This window comes from Thiohalobacter sp. COW1, from assembly GCF_016629505.1.
In the GTDB taxonomy this organism is placed as follows: domain Bacteria; phylum Pseudomonadota; class Gammaproteobacteria; order Thiohalobacterales; family Thiohalobacteraceae; genus Thiohalobacter; species Thiohalobacter thiocyanaticus_A.
Genome location: NZ_AP024239.1, coordinates 1,186,322 through 1,204,258, shown reverse-complemented (window position 1 = coordinate 1,204,258; position 17,937 = coordinate 1,186,322). Strand labels below are relative to the sequence as shown.

Annotated in this window: 14 protein-coding genes; 9 read left to right on the top strand and 5 right to left on the bottom strand. The window is 64.6% G+C overall.

Annotated features, from left to right (window positions below; genetic code table 11):
• The first annotated feature begins 40 nt into the window (after window positions 1-40).
• The gene (hemN, locus tag COW1_RS05590) at window positions 41-1,429 is read left to right on the top strand and encodes an oxygen-independent coproporphyrinogen III oxidase (protein WP_201345659.1); all 1,389 of its coding nucleotides are present in this window, start codon (window positions 41-43) and stop codon (window positions 1,427-1,429) included.
• A gap of 162 nt (window positions 1,430-1,591) precedes the next feature.
• Here hemN and COW1_RS05585 read toward each other — a convergent pair whose 3' ends face one another.
• Complete coding sequence (locus tag COW1_RS05585; RefSeq protein WP_201345658.1) at window positions 1,592-1,792, bottom strand: hypothetical protein; 201 nt, start codon at window positions 1,790-1,792, stop codon at window positions 1,592-1,594.
• Window positions 1,793-2,066: 274 nt separating this feature from the next.
• Between COW1_RS05585 and aroC the strand changes: the two genes are divergently transcribed.
• From aroC to COW1_RS05570, 3 genes are all read left to right on the top strand, one after another.
• Complete coding sequence (gene aroC, locus COW1_RS05580; protein WP_096366082.1) at window positions 2,067-3,170, top strand: chorismate synthase; 1,104 nt, start codon at window positions 2,067-2,069, stop codon at window positions 3,168-3,170.
• Between the two features lie 19 nt (window positions 3,171-3,189).
• On the top strand, window positions 3,190-3,576 hold the full coding sequence (locus COW1_RS05575; RefSeq protein ID WP_096366083.1) for a response regulator: 387 nt from the start codon (window positions 3,190-3,192) through the stop codon (window positions 3,574-3,576).
• An 82-nt stretch (window positions 3,577-3,658) separates the two neighbouring features.
• A complete protein-coding gene (locus COW1_RS05570; protein ID WP_242466501.1) occupies window positions 3,659-4,825 on the top strand; it encodes an MFS transporter in 1,167 nt (388 codons plus the stop codon).
• 218 nt (window positions 4,826-5,043) lie between these two features.
• Here COW1_RS05570 and COW1_RS05565 read toward each other — a convergent pair whose 3' ends face one another.
• The 4 genes from COW1_RS05565 to COW1_RS05550 all read right to left on the bottom strand — a co-directional run bounded on the left by COW1_RS05565 (window position 5,044) and on the right by COW1_RS05550 (window position 10,444).
• Window positions 5,044-6,096, bottom strand: coding sequence for a class I fructose-bisphosphate aldolase (locus COW1_RS05565; RefSeq protein WP_201345656.1), 1,053 nt, complete (start codon window positions 6,094-6,096; stop codon window positions 5,044-5,046).
• 97 nt (window positions 6,097-6,193) lie between these two features.
• Window positions 6,194-8,653 (bottom strand): EAL domain-containing protein, encoded by a 2,460-nt coding sequence (locus tag COW1_RS05560; protein ID WP_201345655.1) that lies wholly within the window; start codon window positions 8,651-8,653, stop codon window positions 6,194-6,196.
• Window positions 8,650-9,495: a phosphate/phosphite/phosphonate ABC transporter substrate-binding protein gene (locus COW1_RS05555; RefSeq protein WP_201345654.1), complete on the bottom strand. Its 846-nt coding sequence runs from the start codon at window positions 9,493-9,495 to the stop codon at window positions 8,650-8,652. The genes COW1_RS05560 and COW1_RS05555 overlap by 4 nt, the downstream gene beginning before the upstream one ends.
• 73 nt (window positions 9,496-9,568) lie before the next feature.
• A complete protein-coding gene (locus COW1_RS05550) occupies window positions 9,569-10,444 on the bottom strand; it encodes a LysR family transcriptional regulator (protein ID WP_096367537.1) in 876 nt (291 codons plus the stop codon).
• A gap of 105 nt (window positions 10,445-10,549) precedes the next feature.
• On the opposite strand from COW1_RS05550, the gene leuC reads away from it, so the two are divergent.
• The 5 genes from leuC to COW1_RS05525 all read left to right on the top strand — a co-directional run bounded on the left by leuC (window position 10,550) and on the right by COW1_RS05525 (window position 17,771).
• A complete protein-coding gene (leuC, locus tag COW1_RS05545) occupies window positions 10,550-11,950 on the top strand; it encodes a 3-isopropylmalate dehydratase large subunit (RefSeq protein WP_201345653.1) in 1,401 nt (466 codons plus the stop codon).
• A 170-nt stretch (window positions 11,951-12,120) separates the two neighbouring features.
• Window positions 12,121-12,762 (top strand): 3-isopropylmalate dehydratase small subunit, encoded by a 642-nt coding sequence (gene leuD / locus COW1_RS05540; RefSeq protein ID WP_201345652.1) that lies wholly within the window; start codon window positions 12,121-12,123, stop codon window positions 12,760-12,762.
• Window positions 12,763-12,901: 139 nt separating this feature from the next.
• Window positions 12,902-13,978 carry a 3-isopropylmalate dehydrogenase gene (gene leuB / locus COW1_RS05535; RefSeq protein WP_201346042.1) on the top strand — a complete coding sequence of 359 codons (1,077 nt, stop codon included), beginning with the start codon at window positions 12,902-12,904 and terminating at the stop codon, window positions 13,976-13,978.
• A 144-nt stretch (window positions 13,979-14,122) separates the two neighbouring features.
• Window positions 14,123-15,145: an aspartate-semialdehyde dehydrogenase gene (locus tag COW1_RS05530; protein ID WP_201345651.1), complete on the top strand. Its 1,023-nt coding sequence runs from the start codon at window positions 14,123-14,125 to the stop codon at window positions 15,143-15,145.
• 124 nt (window positions 15,146-15,269) lie between these two features.
• Entirely contained in the window at window positions 15,270-17,771 is a 2,502-nt protein-coding gene (locus COW1_RS05525) for a FimV family protein (RefSeq protein WP_201345650.1), read from the top strand.
• Window positions 17,772-17,937: the final 166 nt, after the last annotated feature.

Genomic DNA, 17,937 nt, shown 5'->3' with positions numbered 1-17,937 from the left:
TCATCCCACACCGCAACCGGGATCGTCTACACTTGCCGCCATGGAACAGACACTCGAATTCGACTCCGAACTGATCCGCCGCTACGACACCAGCGGGCCGCGCTATACCTCCTACCCGACGGCGGTGCAATTCACCGAGGCCTTCACCGAGGCCGATTTCAAACGCTGGGCCGCGGCCACCAATGCCGAGCGGCCGAAGCCGCCGCTGTCGCTGTACTTCCACATCCCCTTCTGCGACACGGTCTGCTTCTACTGCGCCTGCAACAAGATCATCACCAAGAACCGCAAGCATGCCGTGCCCTATCTGGAACACCTGTTCCGGGAGATCGCCCTGCAGGGGGAATTGTTCGACGCCGACCGCCCGGTGCAGCAGCTGCACTGGGGCGGGGGCACGCCCACTTTCATCAGTCACGAGCAGATGCGGGACCTGATGCGCGCCACCGGCGAGCACTTCCGGCTGCTGGATGACGACAGCGGCGAGTACTCCATCGAGATCGACCCGCGCGAGGCCGACGCCGAGACCATCGCCGTGCTGCGCGAGCTGGGCTTCAACCGCATCAGCCTGGGGGTGCAGGACTTCGACCCGACGGTGCAGAAGGCGGTCAACCGCATCCAGAGCGAGGAAGAGACCCGCGCCGTACTGGAGGCCGCCCGCGCCGAGGGCTTCCGTTCCACCAGCGTGGACCTGATCTATGGTCTGCCGCATCAGAGCGTGGCCAGTTTCGCTGCCACGCTGGACAAGGTGATCGACATGGACCCGGCGCGGCTGTCGGTGTTCAACTACGCCCACCTGCCGGAGATGTTCAAGACCCAGCGCCAGATCAATGCCGGGGAGCTGCCCTCGTCCGAGGAGAAGCTCGCCATCCTCGGCCACACCATCGAGCGGCTGGGGCAGGCGGGTTATGTCTTCATCGGCATGGACCATTTCGCCAAGCCCGACGACGAGCTGGCCGTGGCCCAGCGCAACGGCACCCTGTACCGCAACTTCCAGGGCTACTCCACCCACGCCGAGTGCGACCTGGTGGCCATGGGCGCGACCTCCATCAGCATGGTCGGCGACAGCTACAGCCAGAATCTCAAGGATCTGGAGGAGTACGCCGCGCGCATCGATGCCGGCCACCTGCCGGTGTTCCGCGGGGTGGAGCTGGACGCCGACGACAAGCTGCGCCGGGCCGTCATCACCCAGCTGATCTGCCACTTCGAGCTGGATTTCGCCGCGGTGGAACGCGACCACGGCATCGATTTCCGTGATTACTTCGCGGCGGAACTGGAGGGGATGGGGGATTTTGTCCGCGACGGCCTGATCGAACTGGATGCGGCCGCTATCCGGGTCCTGCCGCGCGGCCGGCTGCTCATCCGCAACATCTGCATGCAGTTTGACCGCTACCTGCGCGAAAGCCGCGGTGGGCGCTATTCCAAGGTGATCTGAACAGTCCCGCCTCGATGGGTTGCGCTGCGCTTCACCCATCCTACGGGTGGCGTCTGCGTAGGATGGGTGGAGGCGCCTGCGCTGTAACCCATCACATGGACAGGGTCTGATGGGCTACGCTGCGTTCCGCCCATCCTACGGCGTGGAGCACTATACGCGGTTTCAGTCCGCCAGACGGTACACCACCCCCGCCGGCGACATCACCTCGCCCCGCCTCAGCTGGTCCAGCGGATAGCCGTCATCGACATAGCGGGCCAGGCGGTCGAATACGAAATGCCCTTCCGGCGCATCGATCGATGCAAAGATGGGCTCCCCCATGTAGCTGCCGATACGCTCGCCGTAGTGCGCATGCTTGTAGGTCACTGTGTGCCTCCCTCGAATCGGTGGGTCATCTTGTTTTTGTTGCATATGGGCTATCGACCCGGTTGCGGGTGGCTTTAGAGTAAACCCCCTTGATGGCCACGAATCCCACGAACAGGAACTGACTGTAAATGCCCAGTGCTTGAGTCGCAGGGGAGTTGCCCGGGCATTTCCCCGTCACATTTTTCGTGGATTTCGTGGGTTTCGTGGCCGGAATGGATTGCCTGCTCATTCAAAACCCGAGACGCCGCCCGCACTTGCCGTTACAATAACCGCCATGTCCGGAAACAGCATTGGCAAACTCTTCACCGTCACCAGCTTCGGCGAGAGCCATGGGCCCGCGCTGGGCGCCATCGTGGACGGCTGTCCGCCCGGGCTGGAACTGTCCGAGGCCGACCTGCAGCATGATCTGGACCGGCGCAAGCCCGGTACCTCGCGCCACACCACCCAGCGTCGCGAGGCCGATGCGGTGCGCATCCTCTCCGGGGTGTTCGAGGGCAGGACCACGGGCACGCCCATCGGCCTGCTGATCGAGAACACCGATCAGCGGTCCAAGGACTACTCCGGCATCATGGACCGGTTCCGTCCGGGGCATGCCGACTACACCTACCAGCAGAAGTACGGCATCCGCGACTACCGCGGCGGCGGCCGTTCCTCTGCCCGCGAGACCGCCATGCGGGTGGCGGCCGGCGGCATCGCCAAGCGCTACCTGCGCAGCCGCTACGGCATCGAGATCCGCGGCCATCTCAGTCAGCTGGGCGAGAATGTTCCGCGCGCCTTCGACTGGAACGCTGTCGAGACCAATCCCTTCTTCTGGCCCGATGCGGACATGGTGCCGGAGTTGGAGGCCTACATGGATGCCCTGCGCAAGTCAGGGGATTCAGTGGGGGCCAAGGTCACGGTGGTGGCCGCCAACGTCCCGCCCGGCCTGGGCGAACCGGTGTTCGACCGGCTGGACGCCGATATCGCCCATGCCCTGATGAGCATCAATGCCGTCAAGGGCGTGGAGATCGGCGCGGGCTTCGCCAGCGTGGCGCAGAAGGGCACCGAACATCGCGACGAGATCACCCCCGAGGGGTTTCTCAGCAACCACGCCGGCGGCGTGCTGGGCGGGATTTCCTCCGGCCAGGACATCGTCGCCAGCATTGCATTGAAGCCCACTTCCAGTCTGCGTCTGCCGGGCCGGTCAGTGAATGTGCACGGCGAGCCGATCGAGGTGGTGACCACCGGCCGTCACGATCCCTGCGTGGGTATCCGCGCCACCCCGATTGCCGAGGCCATGCTGGCGATCGTGCTCATGGATCACGCCCTGCGCCACCGGGCCCAGAATGCCGACGTGACCTCGGAGACGCCGCGCATTCCGGCCGGTCGGAGCGAGTGAGACCGCCGCGGGCGTGTTGATGGATCCCCAGTCCCTGCAGCGCATCCTCTACGTGGAGGACGAGCCCGACATCCAGGCCGTGGCCCGGCTGGCGCTGGAGCAGGTCGGCGGTTTCCAGGTCGAAGTGTGCAGCAGTGGAGACGAGGCGCTGGCGCGTGCTGCGGCCTGGGGGCCGGACCTGATCCTGCTCGACGTGATGCTGCCCGGCATGGACGGTCCGGAAACCCTGCGCCGGCTGCGCGAGCAGCCCGACACCCGCGATATCCCGGTGGCGTTCATGACCGCGCGGGTACAGGCGCGGGAACTGGAGCACTACCGCAGCCTGGGCGCGATCGGTCTGCTGCCCAAGCCTTTCGACCCCATGACCCTGGCCGACCAGCTCCGCACACTCTGGATCGAGGCCTGATTTCCGGCCCCCTGCGACGGGGGGTGATTTGGGTATAATGCCCGTCCATGCCCGTCAGCCCACCACAGGACCGCAGTCGCCAGTGACGCCACGGACCGGACACTACTGGCAGCTCTCCAGCTTCTACCTGTTCTACTTCGCCTCGCTGGGCGCGCTGGTGCCCTACTGGGGGCTGTATCTGAAGTCGCTCGGCTTCAGCGCCACCGAGATCGGTGAACTGATGGCCATCCTCATGGCCACCAAGCTGATCGCACCCAACATCTGGGGCTGGATCGCCGACCACACCGGCCGGCGCATGGGCATCATCCGCACGGCCTCGCTTGTGTCCATCGTCTGCTTTGCCGGCATATTTCTGGGGTCGTCCTTCCAGTGGCTGGCGCTGGTGATGATCGCCTTCAGCTTCTTCTGGAACGCCTCGCTGCCGCAGTTCGAGGCGGTGACCCTGTCACACCTGGGGGCGGCCTCCCACCGTTACAGCATGATCCGGTTGTGGGGGTCGGTCGGCTTCATCCTGAGCGTGGTCCTGCTCGGCCGGCTGCTCGACAGCCAGGGGATCGGGATCATGCCGCTGGTGGTGATGGGGCTGTTCGTGGCGATCTGGCTGTCCAGCCTGGTCACGCGCGACGCCAGCGGTCGAACCCATGCCGATGAATCCACCAGCCTGCGGCGGATTCTCAAGCGCGGTGACGTACTCGCCCTGCTGGTGATCTGTTTTCTCATGCAGGCCAGCCACGGGCCCTATTACACCTTCTTCACCCTCTACCTGGAGGACTACGGCTACAGCCACAGCGTAATCGGCCAGCTGTGGGCGCTGGGGGTGATCGCCGAGATCGGGGTGTTCCTGATGATTCATCGCTGGCTGCCGCGCATCGGTGCCTGGCGGCTGCTGTTCGTCGGCCTGCAGTTGACCACACTGCGCTGGCTCCTGATCGCCTTCTTCCCCGAGCGACTCGGCATCATCCTGTTCGCCCAGACCCTGCATGCGGCCAGCTTCGGCCTCTACCATGCCGTGGCGATCCATCTGATTCACCAGTACTTCACCGGCCGCAGTCAGGGTCGCGGCCAGGCCCTGTACAGCAGTCTCAGCTTCGGTGCCGGCGGGGCGGTGGGGAGCCTGGCCGCAGGCTATCTGTGGGACGGGGTCAGCGCCCAGTCCACCTATATCGCCGCCGCCGGCATGAGCCTGCTGGCGGTGCTGATCAGCTATGCCGTACTGCGCACCACCTGGCGCGAGGCGGACATCACCTGAGCGACTGGAGTCAGCAGCGGATACTCATGGGTAAAAATGACCGTGTCATTGCGAGCGTAGCGAAGCAATCTCGTTCGGAAGCAGTAAACCGACGGAGATTATTCGCTGCGCTCACCCCTTCGGGGCCGCCCTACGGGCGTTCTTCGCTCGCAAGCTCGCTTGTGCCGCGGCGCTGCGCGCCTCGCAACGACGAAAAATATACTCTCGTTTAAGACTCGTCACGCGATCGTGACTTCATCCGACAGATACACGTCCTGGATGGCGTTGAGCAGCTTCACCCCCTCGGCCACCGGTTTCTGAAAGGCCTTGCGCCCGGAGATCAGGCCCATGCCGCCGGCCCGCTTGTTGATCACGGCGGTGCGCACGGCCTGGTGCAGATCGTCCTTGCCGGAGGGACCGCCGGAGTTGATCATGCCCACCCGGCCCATGTAGCAGTTGGCTACCTGGTAGCGCACCAGGTCGATGGGGTGTTCGCTGGTCAGTTCGTCATAGACCTTCGGGTGGGTCTTGCCGAAGTCCAGCGCCGTGTAGCCGCCGTTGCCCAGGGCCTGCTTCTGCTTGATGATGTCGGCCTCGATGGTCGCCGCCAGGTGATTGGCCTGGCCGGTGAGGTCGGCCGCGGTGTGGTAGTCGGTACCCTCGTGCTTGAAGGCGCTGTTGCGCAGGTAGGCCCAGAGCACGCACACCAGGCCCAGTTCGTGGGCATGGGCGAAGGCTTCGCTCACCTCCAGGATCTGGCGCCGGGATTCCTCCGAACCGAAGTACACCGTGGCGCCCACCGCCACCGCGCCCAGTTCGAAGGCCTGGTCGACCTGGGCGAACAGGGTCTGATCGTACTGATTCGGATAGCTGAGCAGTTCGTTGTGGTTGAGCTTCACGATGAAGGGGATTTTGTGGGCGTATTTCCTGGCCACCGCGCCCAGCACACCGAGCGTGGAGGCCACACCGTTGCAGCCGCCCTCGATGGCCAGTTCGACGATGTGCTCCGGGTCGAAGAAGTCCGGGTTGGGGGCAAATGAGGCGCCGGCCGAGTGCTCCACGCCCTGGTCCACCGGCAGCAGCGACAGGTAGCCGGTGCCGCCCAGGCGACCCTGATTGAACAGGCTCTGCAGGTTGCGCAGCACGCGCGGGTTGCGGTCGCTGAGGCTGACGATGCGGTCGACAAAATCCGGTCCCGGGACATGCAGCCGCTCGCGCGGGATGCCGGTGCAGCGGTAGGTGAGCAGGGATTCGGCCTCTTCGGCCAGGATGTCCTGGATATTGGTACTCATTTCGATCCTCCTTGTCGACGCGTGCAGTCACGGCATTGTGGCATGCCCTGGCGCCGGTTGTCGCTGACGTGGATCAATCGCGACGGCCGCACGGATTTCACGACGACGGCCGCCCGGTGTCTGCCCGCAGTGGACTGACCAGCCGATGCAGGTCCTCCAGGGGTGCCGGCCGGGAGAAATGATACCCCTGGGCGTAATCGATCCCGATCTCCTGCAGCCGTTCCAGAATATCGGCGTTCTCCACGAACTCGGCGATGGTCTGTTGACCCAGCAGGTGACCGATATCGTTGATGGACCGGACCATGGCGTAATCGATCGGGTCCGAGGCGATGTTCTGAATGAAGATGCCATCGATCTTCAGGAAATCCACCGGCAGGGTCTTGAGATAGCCGAAGGAGGACATGCCGGTGCCGAAGTCATCCAGCGCGAAACGGCAGCCGATCGCCTGCATGCGCGACATGAATTCCTGGGCGACGATGAGATTGCCGATGGCGGTGGTCTCGGTGATCTCGAAGCAGAGCTTGCTGCCGTCCATGCCGCACTCGCCGAACAGCTGGAGCACGAAATCGGCGAAGCCGCTGTCATTGAGGGTTTCGCCCGACAGGTTGACCGATACCACTCCGACCTGCCCCAGGATTTCGGGATGGCGGGCGAACCAGTGACAGGTGCGGGAGACCACCCAGCGGTCCACCGTGGGCATCAGGTTGTAACGTTCGGCGGCGGGGATGAAGGCCGAGGGCGGGATCAACCGCCCGGTTTCGTCCTGCAGTCGTACCAGTATTTCCAGATGCTGCCCGGCGTCCCGGGCGTTGATCGGCTCGATGGTCTGGAAATACAGTGCCAGGCGGTCCTCGGCAATGGCCTGGTTGATGCGGCTGATCCAGTTCACCTCGCCGTAGTGTTGGTTGAGCAGGGAATCGTTTTCGTCATAGCGGTAGATACGGTTGCGGCCGTTGTGCTTGGCGGCATAGCAGGCTGCGTCGGCCAGGCTCAGCAGCTTCTGCTGATTCAGGTTGTCGGCTGTGATGGGCGCCAGTCCGATACTCGTTGTGATATTGAAACGCTGGTTGTCCCAGATGAATATGAAGCTTTCGATGGCGCGGCGGATTTTTTCGGCGATGGGCTCGGCTTCCGCCAGGCTGCAGTCGGCGAGGATGATGGTGAACTCGTCCCCGCCGAGCCGGGCCAGGATATCGTGGCGGCGGATTTCCCCGGAGAGGATGTGGCCCACGCGGCGCAGCAGTTCATCGCCGGCGGTATGGCCGCAGGTGTCGTTGACCAGCTTGAACTGATCCAGATCCAGGAACAGCAGGGCGTGTTCCTTGTGGTCCAGTTTGGCGCTGTTGATGAACTCCTGCAGCTGGCGGTTGAACTCGACCCGGTTGCGCAGTCCGGTCAGGTCGTCATGGCTTGCCTTGTACAGCAGTTCCTGCTGCAGGATCTGCTCACGGGTGACGTCGTGGGCGACGATGATCAGACCGTTGATGTTCCCTGCAGCGTCGCGGATCGGGGCGGCGGACTGTTCGATGAAGATGCGCTCGCCCTGGCGGTTGACGATCGGCTGCTCGCTGCGGGGCATGACGGCACCGCCCTTCAGACACTGGGCCTCGAGCAGTTCCCATAGCTGTCTCTGGTCCTGTTCGCCATGATAGATCTCGCCGATATGCTGACCCTGGACTTGGTCCTGATGCCAGCCCAGCAGGGTCTCGCCGGCCGGGTTGAGATACTCCACCCGGCCGGCGTTGTCGGTGGTGATCACGGCATCGCCGATGGAATGAAGCATGGTCTCCAGATGGGTTTTCTGCCGGTCCAGTTGTTCGAGGGCATCCCGCAGCCGGTCATAACTGTTCCTGAGGTCGGACTGCATGTCCTGGAAGGTCGAGGCCAGTTCGCCGATCTCATTCTTCTGGGTGGTGATGCTGGCGGGTATCGGCTTCAGGTCGTTCAGCGAACTGGAAGCGATGGTCCGGGTCAGGACGTGGATCGGATCGGTGGTGCGTCGGGCGATGGCATACAGTGCCAGACCGAACAGCAGCAGCGCGACCAGCAGCGGTGCCAGCAGGTTGCTGGCGAGATTGGGCAGCAGTGCCAGGCCGTGACTCTGGTAATAGGCGACATGGGCCGTTCCGAGAAAGCCTGCACCGAGTTCGATCGGCTGGACGATCTCGGTGACGGAACGTTCGTCGTAGCGGGTCTCGATCTGCTGCATTGCGGCCGGCCGCTGCAGCGTGATGCGTTTGCCGACGAAACTGAAATTGGTATGCGCCAGGATCAGGCCGCCGTCATTGGCGATATAGGCGTAGGCGTAATCGTCGCCCGGAATGGCGGCATGGACCCAGTTCTCCAGCAGGGTGTAGTCGCGGGTCAGGATGGCGTCCATGCTGCCGCTGGCCAGGGTGCGGGCGTGCGAGGCGGCCTGCAGTGCCCGGAAGGATTCGATGGTGCGGTTGGATTCCGTGATCACGGCTGCGGTCAGCCCGGCCGCAATCACCAGCAGGAGCAGGGCGATCGGGGTAATGAGCCTGAGAAACAGGTTGTAGCGGTATTTCTGCGTCACGGTGCCGGCGTGTACTGCATCAGGTTGCGGGTCAGCGTTTCGAGCGCCGGGTCGTACTCGATGAAATCCCGTACCTTGATGTCAGCCAGCGGTTGCAGGGCGGCACGCCCTGACTCGGTCTGGGAGAGTTTCAGCAGCGCGCGGCGCCAGGCCTCGATGGGTTCCGGCCCGAGCCGGGTGGAAGCCGCGACCAGCGGCTCCGGGAAGGGGCGGGTGCTGTCGATGATGCTCAGTTCCTTGAAATTGAGTTTGTGCTCCAGAATCTTGTAACTGACTGCGCACATGGTGGTGGCGGCGGCATCACCCAGCAGGACCGCATAGACGGATTTCTTGAGATCGCCGGTGAATACCAGATCCAGGTCGGTGTGGATGTCCATCCCGAAATCCCTCAGATAGGCGCGCGGCGCCAGGTAGGCGCCGGCCCCGAGCGGGCTGATCAGCGCCAGTTTGCGCCCGCGCAGATCGTCCACACTGCGGATGCCGCTGTCAGCGCGGACGATGAAGCTGCCCTGGCTGGTGGTCATCCCGTCGAGGTTGCGCATCTGGGCCACGGCAGCGAGCTTGCCTTTGCCCTTGAGCAGGTAGAACAGATAGGAATTGAGATAGACGAAATCGATCTCGTTGTGCCCAAGCAGCTTTTCCACCTGATCGATGCCCTTGGGGAAGACGAGTTCGATCTCCGCATCAAGTTCCTGCGACAGGTGTTGGCGCAGGGGTTCCCAGACCGCATGCAGGCGCGAAGGGGAGGCGGGGTTGACGATGGCCAACTGGTAGCCGGGGGCTGCCGCCGCGGGTCGGCAGGCCAGCATGGCCAGGCCGAGCACAATGAGCAGAAAACGCATACCTGTGAACCTCATGGGCAGCTGAACACACAACCATGCAAGTCAGTATAGCCCCCGTCACGCTGAGGCGTGATCAGGGGTCGCGGTGACGGCTGACGGCCGCGCGCATGGCCCGCGCGGCATTGGACAGGGTACGCTCACGATGGTGAATGATGCCCAGCCGCCGATGCGGAGCCAGTCCTGGGACCGTCAGGGCACTGAGCTGGTCGTCCAGCATGCTGTCCGGCAGCAGGCTCCAGCCCAGCCCGACCGCCACCAGCATCTTGATGGTCTCCAGGTAGTTAGTCGACAGTTCGGCCTCAATCCTGAGACCGCGGCGGGCGAATCCGGATTCGATGATCTGGCGAGTGAAGGTTTCCGGGCCCGGCAGGATCGCCGGGGTTGCCGCCAGCCGGGCCATGTCCACCCGGTCCCGGCCGGTCAGAGGATGGTCACGACCGACCACCACCGACAGGGGATCGTCCCAGACCGGCTCCAGGGCCAGTGCAGGCGGCGGTTCGACCGGGAGCGTGACCACGCCCAGTTCCAGTTCGCCGCTGACCACGGCCGCACACACCGCCTCCGAGTCGAGGAAACGCAGTTCCAGCCGCACCTCCGGGTAGTGCTCGATGAACTCGCGCAGTACCGGCGGCAGGCGGTGCAGACCGATGTGATGGCTGGTGCCGAGGTAGAGCCGCCCCTCGACCCGGCCGGAGAGGTTGGCGATGGCGCGCTGGCTGTCCTCGATATCGAGCAGAATGCGCCGGGCGCGCGGCAGCAGGGCCTCGCCGGCCTCGGACAGCAGCACCCGGTGGCCGATGCGGTCGAACAGCCGCACCTTCATCGCTGCTTCCAGGGCGGCGACGCGCTTGCTCACCGCCGGCTGAGTCAGGTGCAGCTCGGCCGCCGCCGCGGAGAAGGATTCATGTTCTGCTACGGCCAGAAAGGCGCGCAGACCGGCGATATCCAGTGACATATATTCATTCCAAATAGGAATAGTTTACATGAATAATATGAATTTGTGTTATCTCATATTCCTGCCTAGACTCGGCCTCATCACAGGAGAAAGATGGCCATGACAGGCAAGACAGTCTACGACAAGCTCTGGGATGCGCATGTGGTGCGGCAGGACGCGGACGGCACGGCGCTCCTCTATATCGATCGCCACCTCATTCACGAAGTCACCTCACCGCAGGCGTTCGAAGGCCTGCGGCTGGCCGGGCGCAAACCCTGGCGTACCGGCTCGGTGCTGGCGGTGCCGGATCACAACGTCCCGACCACCAACCGCAGCGGCGGCATCAGTGACCCGGTCTCGCGCATCCAGGTCGAGACCCTGGACAGCAACTGTGCCGAATACGGCATCCAGGAATTCCGCATGAACGACCCGCGCCAGGGCATCGTCCATGTGATCGGGCCGGAGCAGGGCGCGACCCTGCCGGGCATGACCGTGGTCTGCGGCGATTCGCACACCTCCACCCACGGTGCCTTCGGTGCCCTGGCCTTCGGCATCGGCACCTCGGAGGTCGAGCATGTGCTGGCCACCCAGTGCCTGATCCAGACCAAGGCGAAGAACCTGCTGATCCGCGTCGACGGCCGGCTGCCAGCCGGGGTGACCGCCAAGGACGTCGTGCTGGCCATCATCGGCCGCATCGGCACCGCCGGCGGCACCGGCCACACCATTGAGTTCGGCGGCGAGGCCATCCACAGCCTGTCGGTCGAGGGCCGCATGACGGTATGCAACATGGCCATCGAGGCCGGTGCCCGCGCCGGGCTGGTGTCGGTGGACGATGCCACCATCGACTACATGCGCGGGCGCACCTTTGCGCCGAAGGGCGAGTTGTGGGACCGGGCCGTGGCGGCCTGGCGCGAGTTGGTCTCGGACGAGGACGCTGTATTCGATCAGACCCTGGTGCTGGATGCCGCCGGGCTGGTGCCGCAGGTTACCTGGGGCACCTCGCCCGAGATGGTGGTCGGCATCGACGCCGTGGTGCCGGACCCGGCGCAGGCCGACAGTGCGGTCAAGCGCAGCGGCATGGAAAAGGCCCTGGTCTACATGGATCTCAAGCCGGGCACCCCGATCCAGGATATTCAACTCGACCGCGTCTTCATCGGTTCCTGCACCAACTCCCGCATCGAGGACCTGCGCGAGGCCGCCGCCGCCATCCGCGGCGGCAAGGTGGCCGCCAACATCAAGCAGGCGCTGGTGGTGCCGGGCTCCGGGCTGGTCAAGCAGCAGGCCGAGGCCGAGGGTCTGGACAAGGTATTCCTCGAGGCCGGCTTCGAATGGCGCGAGCCGGGCTGCTCCATGTGCCTGGCCATGAACGCCGACCGGCTGGAGCCGGGCGAGCGCTGCGCCTCGACCTCCAACCGCAACTTCGAGGGCCGCCAGGGCCAGGGCGGACGCACCCACCTGGTCAGCCCGGCCATGGCCGCCGCCGCGGCGGTGCACGGGCACTTCGTGGATATCCGAACATGAGATCAAGAGCGCCACGGAAAACAACAGACAAATTTCGTAATGGCCACGGAATACACGGAAAACACGGAAAATGTTTTGTTCTCCGGCGCCGCGCGTAGCGCGTGCGCCGGCAGGCAATTGTCCGTGTTTTCCGTGTATTCCGTGGCGCTCTTATAAAGAGGTTTGGCACCATGGAAAAATTTGAAACCCTGACCGCGATCGCCGCGCCGCTGGACCGCTCCAACGTGGACACGGACGCGATCATCCCCAAGCAGTTTCTGAAATCGATCAAGCGCACCGGCTTCGGGCCGAACCTGTTCGACGAGTGGCGCTATCTGGATCACGGCGAGCCTGGAAAGGACAACAGCAACCGGCCGCTGAATCCGGACTTCGTCCTCAATCAGGACAGATACAAGGGTGCGCGCATCCTGCTGGCGCGGGAGAACTTCGGCTGCGGCTCCTCGCGCGAGCACGCGGTCTGGGCGCTGCTGGACTACGGCTTCCGGGTGGTGGTCGCGCCGAGCTACGCCGACATCTTCTTCAACAACTGCTTCAAGAACGGCATCCTGCCCATCATCCTGCCGGGGGAGACCGTGGACCGGCTGTTCCGCGAGACCGAGGCGCAGCCGGGCTACGAGTTGACCGTGGATCTGGCCGGGCAGAAGGTGATCACCCCGAACGGGGATGAATTCGGCTTCGAGGTCGATGCCTTCCGCAAGCACTGCCTGCTGGAGGGTCTGGACGACATCGGCCTGACCCTGCAGCATGCCGACGAGATCTGCGCCTATGAAGAGCGGCGCAGACAGGAGGCGCCCTGGTTGTTTCAATCATAAGAGCGCCACGGAATACACGGAAAACACGGACAATTGCCTGCCGGCGCGCGCGCTATGCGCGGCGCCGGAGAACAAAATCTCTGTCCGTGCTTTCCGTGTTTTCCGTGGCCATTACGAACGTGGCCAACACAGGAAATAGATCATGAAGAAACTGCTGGTACTGCCGGGCGACGGCATCGGCCCGGAGATCGTCGCCGAGGCGATGAAGGTCATCGACCATCTCAGGACCGCCGCCGGGCTGGAACTTGAGATCGAGGAAGGGCTGGTCGGCGGCGCGGCCTATGAGGCCGCCGGCACGCCGCTGCCCGATGCGACCCTGGACAGGGCGAAAGCCGCCGACGCCATCCTGCTGGGCGCGGTCGGCGGGCCCAGGTGGGAGCCGCTGGAGATCGCCCTGCGCCCGGAGAAGGGCCTGCTGGGCCTGCGCGCCGGGCTGGGGCTGTTCGCCAATCTGCGCCCGGCCATCCTGTATCCGCAGCTGGCCGAGGCCTCCAGCCTCAAGCCGGAAGTGGTCGCCGGGCTGGACATCATGATCGTGCGCGAACTGACCGGCGGCATCTATTTCGGTCAGCCGCGCGGTGTGCGCGAGCTGGAGAACGGCGAGCGCGAGGGCTTCAATACCCTGGTCTATTCCGAGTCCGAGATCCGGCGCATCGCCCGGGTGGCCTTCGATATCGCCGCCAAACGTACCGGCCGGGTCTGTTCCGTGGACAAGGCCAATGTGCTCGAGTGCACAGAATTGTGGCGTGAAGTGGTGACGGCGGAGGCTGCCGGCCGGCCCGATATTGAACTCTCCCACATGTATGTCGACAATGCCGCCATGCAGCTGGTGCGGGCGCCCAAGCAGTTCGACGTCATCGTCACCACCAACATGTTCGGCGATATCCTCTCCGATGAGGCGGCCATGCTGACCGGTTCCATCGGCATGCTGCCCTCGGCCTCGCTCAACGAGCAGGGCCAGGGCATGTACGAGCCGATCCACGGTTCGGCGCCGGACATCGCCGGTCAGAATATCGCCAATCCGCTGGCGACCATCCTGTCGGTGGCCATGATGCTGCGCTTCAGCCTGGACCGGGGCGATCTGGCTGATGCCATCGAGACCGCCGTGGGCCGGGTGCTGGACCAGGGCCTGCGCACCGCCGACATCATGCAGGACGGCAAGCAGCAGGTGGGCACGGCCGAGATGGGCGATGCCGTGGTCGCGGAGTTGAATTGAATACAAACAATAGCCACGGAATACACGGAAAACACGGATGATTGTTTGCCGGCGCACGCGCTGCGCGCGGCGCCGGAGAACAAAAACATTTTTCCGTGCTTTCCGTGTATTCCGTGGCTATCAGGTATTTTTAGGAGTCAAAACATGAGCAAGACATTCGATGTCGCTGTCGTCGGTGCCACCGGTGCCGTTGGCGAGGTGATGCTGGAGATACTGGCCGAGCGCAAGTTCCCGGTGGGTGAGGTGTATGCCCTGGCCAGCAGCCGCTCGGCCGGCAGCAAGGTGCGGTTCGGCGACAAGCACCTCACCGTGCAGGACCTGGCGGAGTTCGATTTCTCGCAGGTGCAGATCGGCCTGTTCTCGCCCGGCGCCTCGGTGTCGAAGGAGTATGCGCCCAAGGCGGCGGCCGCCGGCTGTGTGGTGGTCGACAACACCTCCCAGTTCCGCTATGACGACGACATCCCGCTGGTGGTGCCCGAGGTGAATCCCGAAGCCGTGGCCGGTTATACCAATCGCGGCATCATCGCCAATCCCAATTGCTCCACCATACAGATGCTGGTCGCGCTCAAGCCCCTGCATGACGCCGCCCGTATCGAGCGCATCAATGTCGCCACCTACCAGGCCGTCTCCGGCACCGGCAAGGAGGCGATCGAGGAACTGGCGACCCAGACCGCGCAGCTGCTCAACGGCAAGGACATCGAGGCGAAGGTCTATCCCAAGCAGATCGCCTTCAACTGCCTGCCGCACATCGATGCCTTCATGGACAACGGCTACACCAAGGAAGAGATGAAGATGGTGTGGGAGACCCGCAAAATCATGGGCGATGAGAACATCCAGGTGAATCCCACCGCGGTGCGGGTGCCGGTCTTCTATGGCCACTCCGAGGCGGTGCACATCGAGACCCGCGACAAGCTCACCGCCGCCCGGGCCCGCGAACTGCTGGGCAAGGCGCCGGGCATCGTGGTGCTGGACGAACACACCGACGGCGGTTATCCCACCGCGGTCACTGAAGGGGCCAATCACGACCCGGTCTATGTCGGGCGTATCCGTGAGGATATCTCGCATCCGCGCGGTTTAGATTTGTGGGTGGTCGCCGATAATGTGCGCAAGGGTGCCGCCCTGAACAGCATCCAGATCGCGGAGTTGTTGGTCAGAGACCACCTCTAGGCTATAGTGGGGCGGACTCAAGAAATTCCGAGAAAGAACGACTAGTTGCAGGATACTTCTCCAAAACACCAAAACGACGGGATCCAGCACAGGACGGGTCCTCGGGCACATGAGAGGAAGCAAAATGGTTAGGAAAACGGCCTTAGTCACGGCCATGCTGGGCGCCTTCGCCAGTCATGCCTACGCCCTGGGACTGGGTGAAATCAAGCTAAACTCCGCCCTGCATCAGCCTCTGGACGCCGAGATCACCCTGTTGTCGGCCACGCCGGAGGAGGTCGATCAACTCAAGGTCCGGCTGGCTTCGCCCGAGGCCTATGCACAGGCCGGGGTCGAACGCATCTACCTGCACACCCGGCTGAAGTTCGCTGTCACCACCCGGCCCGACGGCACCGCCGTGATCAAGGTCACCAGTCAGGAGCCGGTGCGCGAGCCCTACCTCGATTTCATGGTGCAGGCCAGTTGGGCCAGCGGACAGCTGGTGCGCGAGTACACCATGCTGATCGATCCGCCCGCACTTATGCCCGCCGAGGCCCCGGCGCCGGCAGCCACCGCGCCGACCACTGCCCGCCAGGCCGTCCCGGCGCCGGCGCCTTCCCGGCCTGCCGACTCAGGCCGCCGGGAAGCGACCTTCACCGGTTCCGAGTACGGACCGGTGCAGCGCAACGACACTTTGTGGAACATCGCCGAGAAGGTACGTCCCGATGCCGGGGTGAGCATGCAGCAGACCATGCTCGGCCTGGTGCGTGCCAACCCGGAGGCTTTCCAGCACGGCAACGTCAACAGTCTCAAGGCCGGACATGTTCTGCGCGTACCGTCGCGGGAGGAGTTTACCTCCATCAGCCAGGCCGAGGCCCGGACCGAGGTCAGCCGGCATCACCGGCTGTGGCGCGAGGGTCGCAGTGACGAGACAGCCGCCGCACCGGCCGTCGGCAAGGTCGAGCGCGAGGCACCGGCCGCGGAAACAGCGGAGCCGGCGGTGTCCGCCGACGAGGCCGGCCCGGCCGCGACCGCAGGCGCTGATGCCCAACTCAAGCTGGTCACTCCCGATGCAGCCGATGCCGCCGCCGCTGCCGACGGTGCCGGGGGCGAGGCAGGCGCGGGCACCGAAGTGGAGCAGGTGCGTACGGAACTGGCACTGGCCGTGGAGGAACTCGAAGCTCAGCGTCAGCAGAACCAGGACCTCAATGAGCGGCTGGCCGACCTGGAGCAGCAGATCGCCCAATTGCATCGTCTGGTCCAGCTCAGTGATGACGAACTGGCCCGGATGCAGGGCTCGCTGGCCGGCGAAGAGGCAGTTGCCGCTGACGCGGGAGAGGAATCCCCCGTGCCTGCGCAGGAACAGATGACGGATGAAACCGCGGCTGCCGCGGCGCCGGATGAACTGGTCGCCGGGACCGAGCCGGTGGAACCCGCGCCGGCTGACGCGGCACCGGAGGCCCAGGCCGAACCCGCGCCGCCCGCCCTGCAGGAGGATATCCGCCAGCCCGCCCCGGCCCCGGCCGAAGAAGGCCTGCTCAGCCGTTTCCTGACCAATCCTCTGTGGCAGGCCGGCGCCGGTGCCGTTGCCCTGCTGCTGTTGATCCTGGCCTGGCTCGGGGCACGCAAGCGCCGCATGGCCACAACCGAGTTCAAGGAAAGCATTCTGGCCGAGCCCGGGGATAAGGGCGGCGCGGGAAGTGCATCCGCGGCGACTGCCGTCGGTGCCGCTGCCGGCGGAGCCGAGGCGGCGGCGGCCGAGCCGCAGGAAGAGGCGCCGGCGCCGGCGGCCTCCGGGGGGCCGCAGTCCGACTCCTCGCTGTTCACGGATTTTTCCGTCAGCGATATGGGTACCCTGCAGAACGAGGCCGAGGCCGATCCCATCGCCGAGGCGGACGTCTACCTTGCCTACGGCCGCTACCAGCAGGCCGAGGAACTGATCCGGGGTGCGCTGGACAACGATCCCGACAACGCCGACTACCGGCTCAAGCTGCTGGAAGTCTTCCATGCCGCCCGGAACCAGAGTGCCTTCGATACCGAGGCCGAGGCCTTGCTGGCCCGGTTGGAGAACCAGGAGGATCCCGCCTGGCAGCGGGTGGTGGAGATGGGACGCGAACTCAACCCCGGCAACAGCCTGTATCTGGCAGGCGGTGCCGCGGTCGAGGCGCCCGCGCCAGCCGAGCCGGAACTGACCGACCTCGGTGGTATGGACACGAGCGATACCGGCCTGGACGAAGCCGGGACGGCCACTGCCGAATCCGAGGCGGGAGCCGAGGAGGACAACTCGCTCGATTTCGATCTGGGCGAGTTGGAGAGCTTCGCTCCCGGAGACAGGGCTGAAACGGAAGGAGTCGAACCTGCCGAGGAGAAGGTGCCGGGTCTGGCCGACGATGACGAAAACATGCTTGAGTTCGATCTCAGCGAGACTGACGAGGCGGCCGCGCCGGTCGGTGAAGCCGAGGAGGAAGTCGAAGTCGGCGAGGGTGAACTGCAGGCCGGCGATGAGGTCTCCACCAAGCTCGACCTTGCCCGTGCCTATATCGAGATGGGCGATCCGGAAGGTGCACGCAGCATCCTGGAAGAAGTTATGGAAGAGGGCAACCAGGCCCAGAAGTCCGAGGCGGAGACACTGATGAAGGAAGTCGTCTGACGCCGACGGCGGGTCACTGTAGATAGCAAAGCCCGGCACCCGCCGGGCTTTGTTCTTTTCCAGCCTCTGCAGCCGGACTGCACCGGCGGCGGAGCGGAAATTGTGATGCCGCCCCTTGCATTCCCCGGCAACAGCTACGAAACTCTGCGCGCTTCACCCCATAAAT

Excerpts from the sequence above, each read along its gene's own strand:
- hemN (WP_201345659.1), top strand. The coding sequence starts at position 41 with ATGGAACAGACACTCGAATTCGACTCCGAACTGATCCGCCGCTACGAC.
- aroC (WP_096366082.1), top strand. The coding sequence starts at position 2,067 with ATGTCCGGAAACAGCATTGGCAAACTCTTCACCGTCACCAGCTTCGGC.
- COW1_RS05575 (WP_096366083.1), top strand. The coding sequence starts at position 3,190 with ATGGATCCCCAGTCCCTGCAGCGCATCCTCTACGTGGAGGACGAGCCC.
- COW1_RS05565 (WP_201345656.1), bottom strand. The coding sequence starts at position 6,096 with ATGAGTACCAATATCCAGGACATCCTGGCCGAAGAGGCCGAATCCCTG.
- COW1_RS05555 (WP_201345654.1), bottom strand. The coding sequence starts at position 9,495 with ATGCGTTTTCTGCTCATTGTGCTCGGCCTGGCCATGCTGGCCTGCCGA.
- leuC (WP_201345653.1), top strand. The coding sequence starts at position 10,550 with ATGACAGGCAAGACAGTCTACGACAAGCTCTGGGATGCGCATGTGGTG.
- leuD (WP_201345652.1), top strand. The coding sequence starts at position 12,121 with ATGGAAAAATTTGAAACCCTGACCGCGATCGCCGCGCCGCTGGACCGC.
- COW1_RS05530 (WP_201345651.1), top strand. The coding sequence starts at position 14,123 with ATGAGCAAGACATTCGATGTCGCTGTCGTCGGTGCCACCGGTGCCGTT.
- COW1_RS05525 (WP_201345650.1), top strand. The coding sequence starts at position 15,270 with ATGGTTAGGAAAACGGCCTTAGTCACGGCCATGCTGGGCGCCTTCGCC.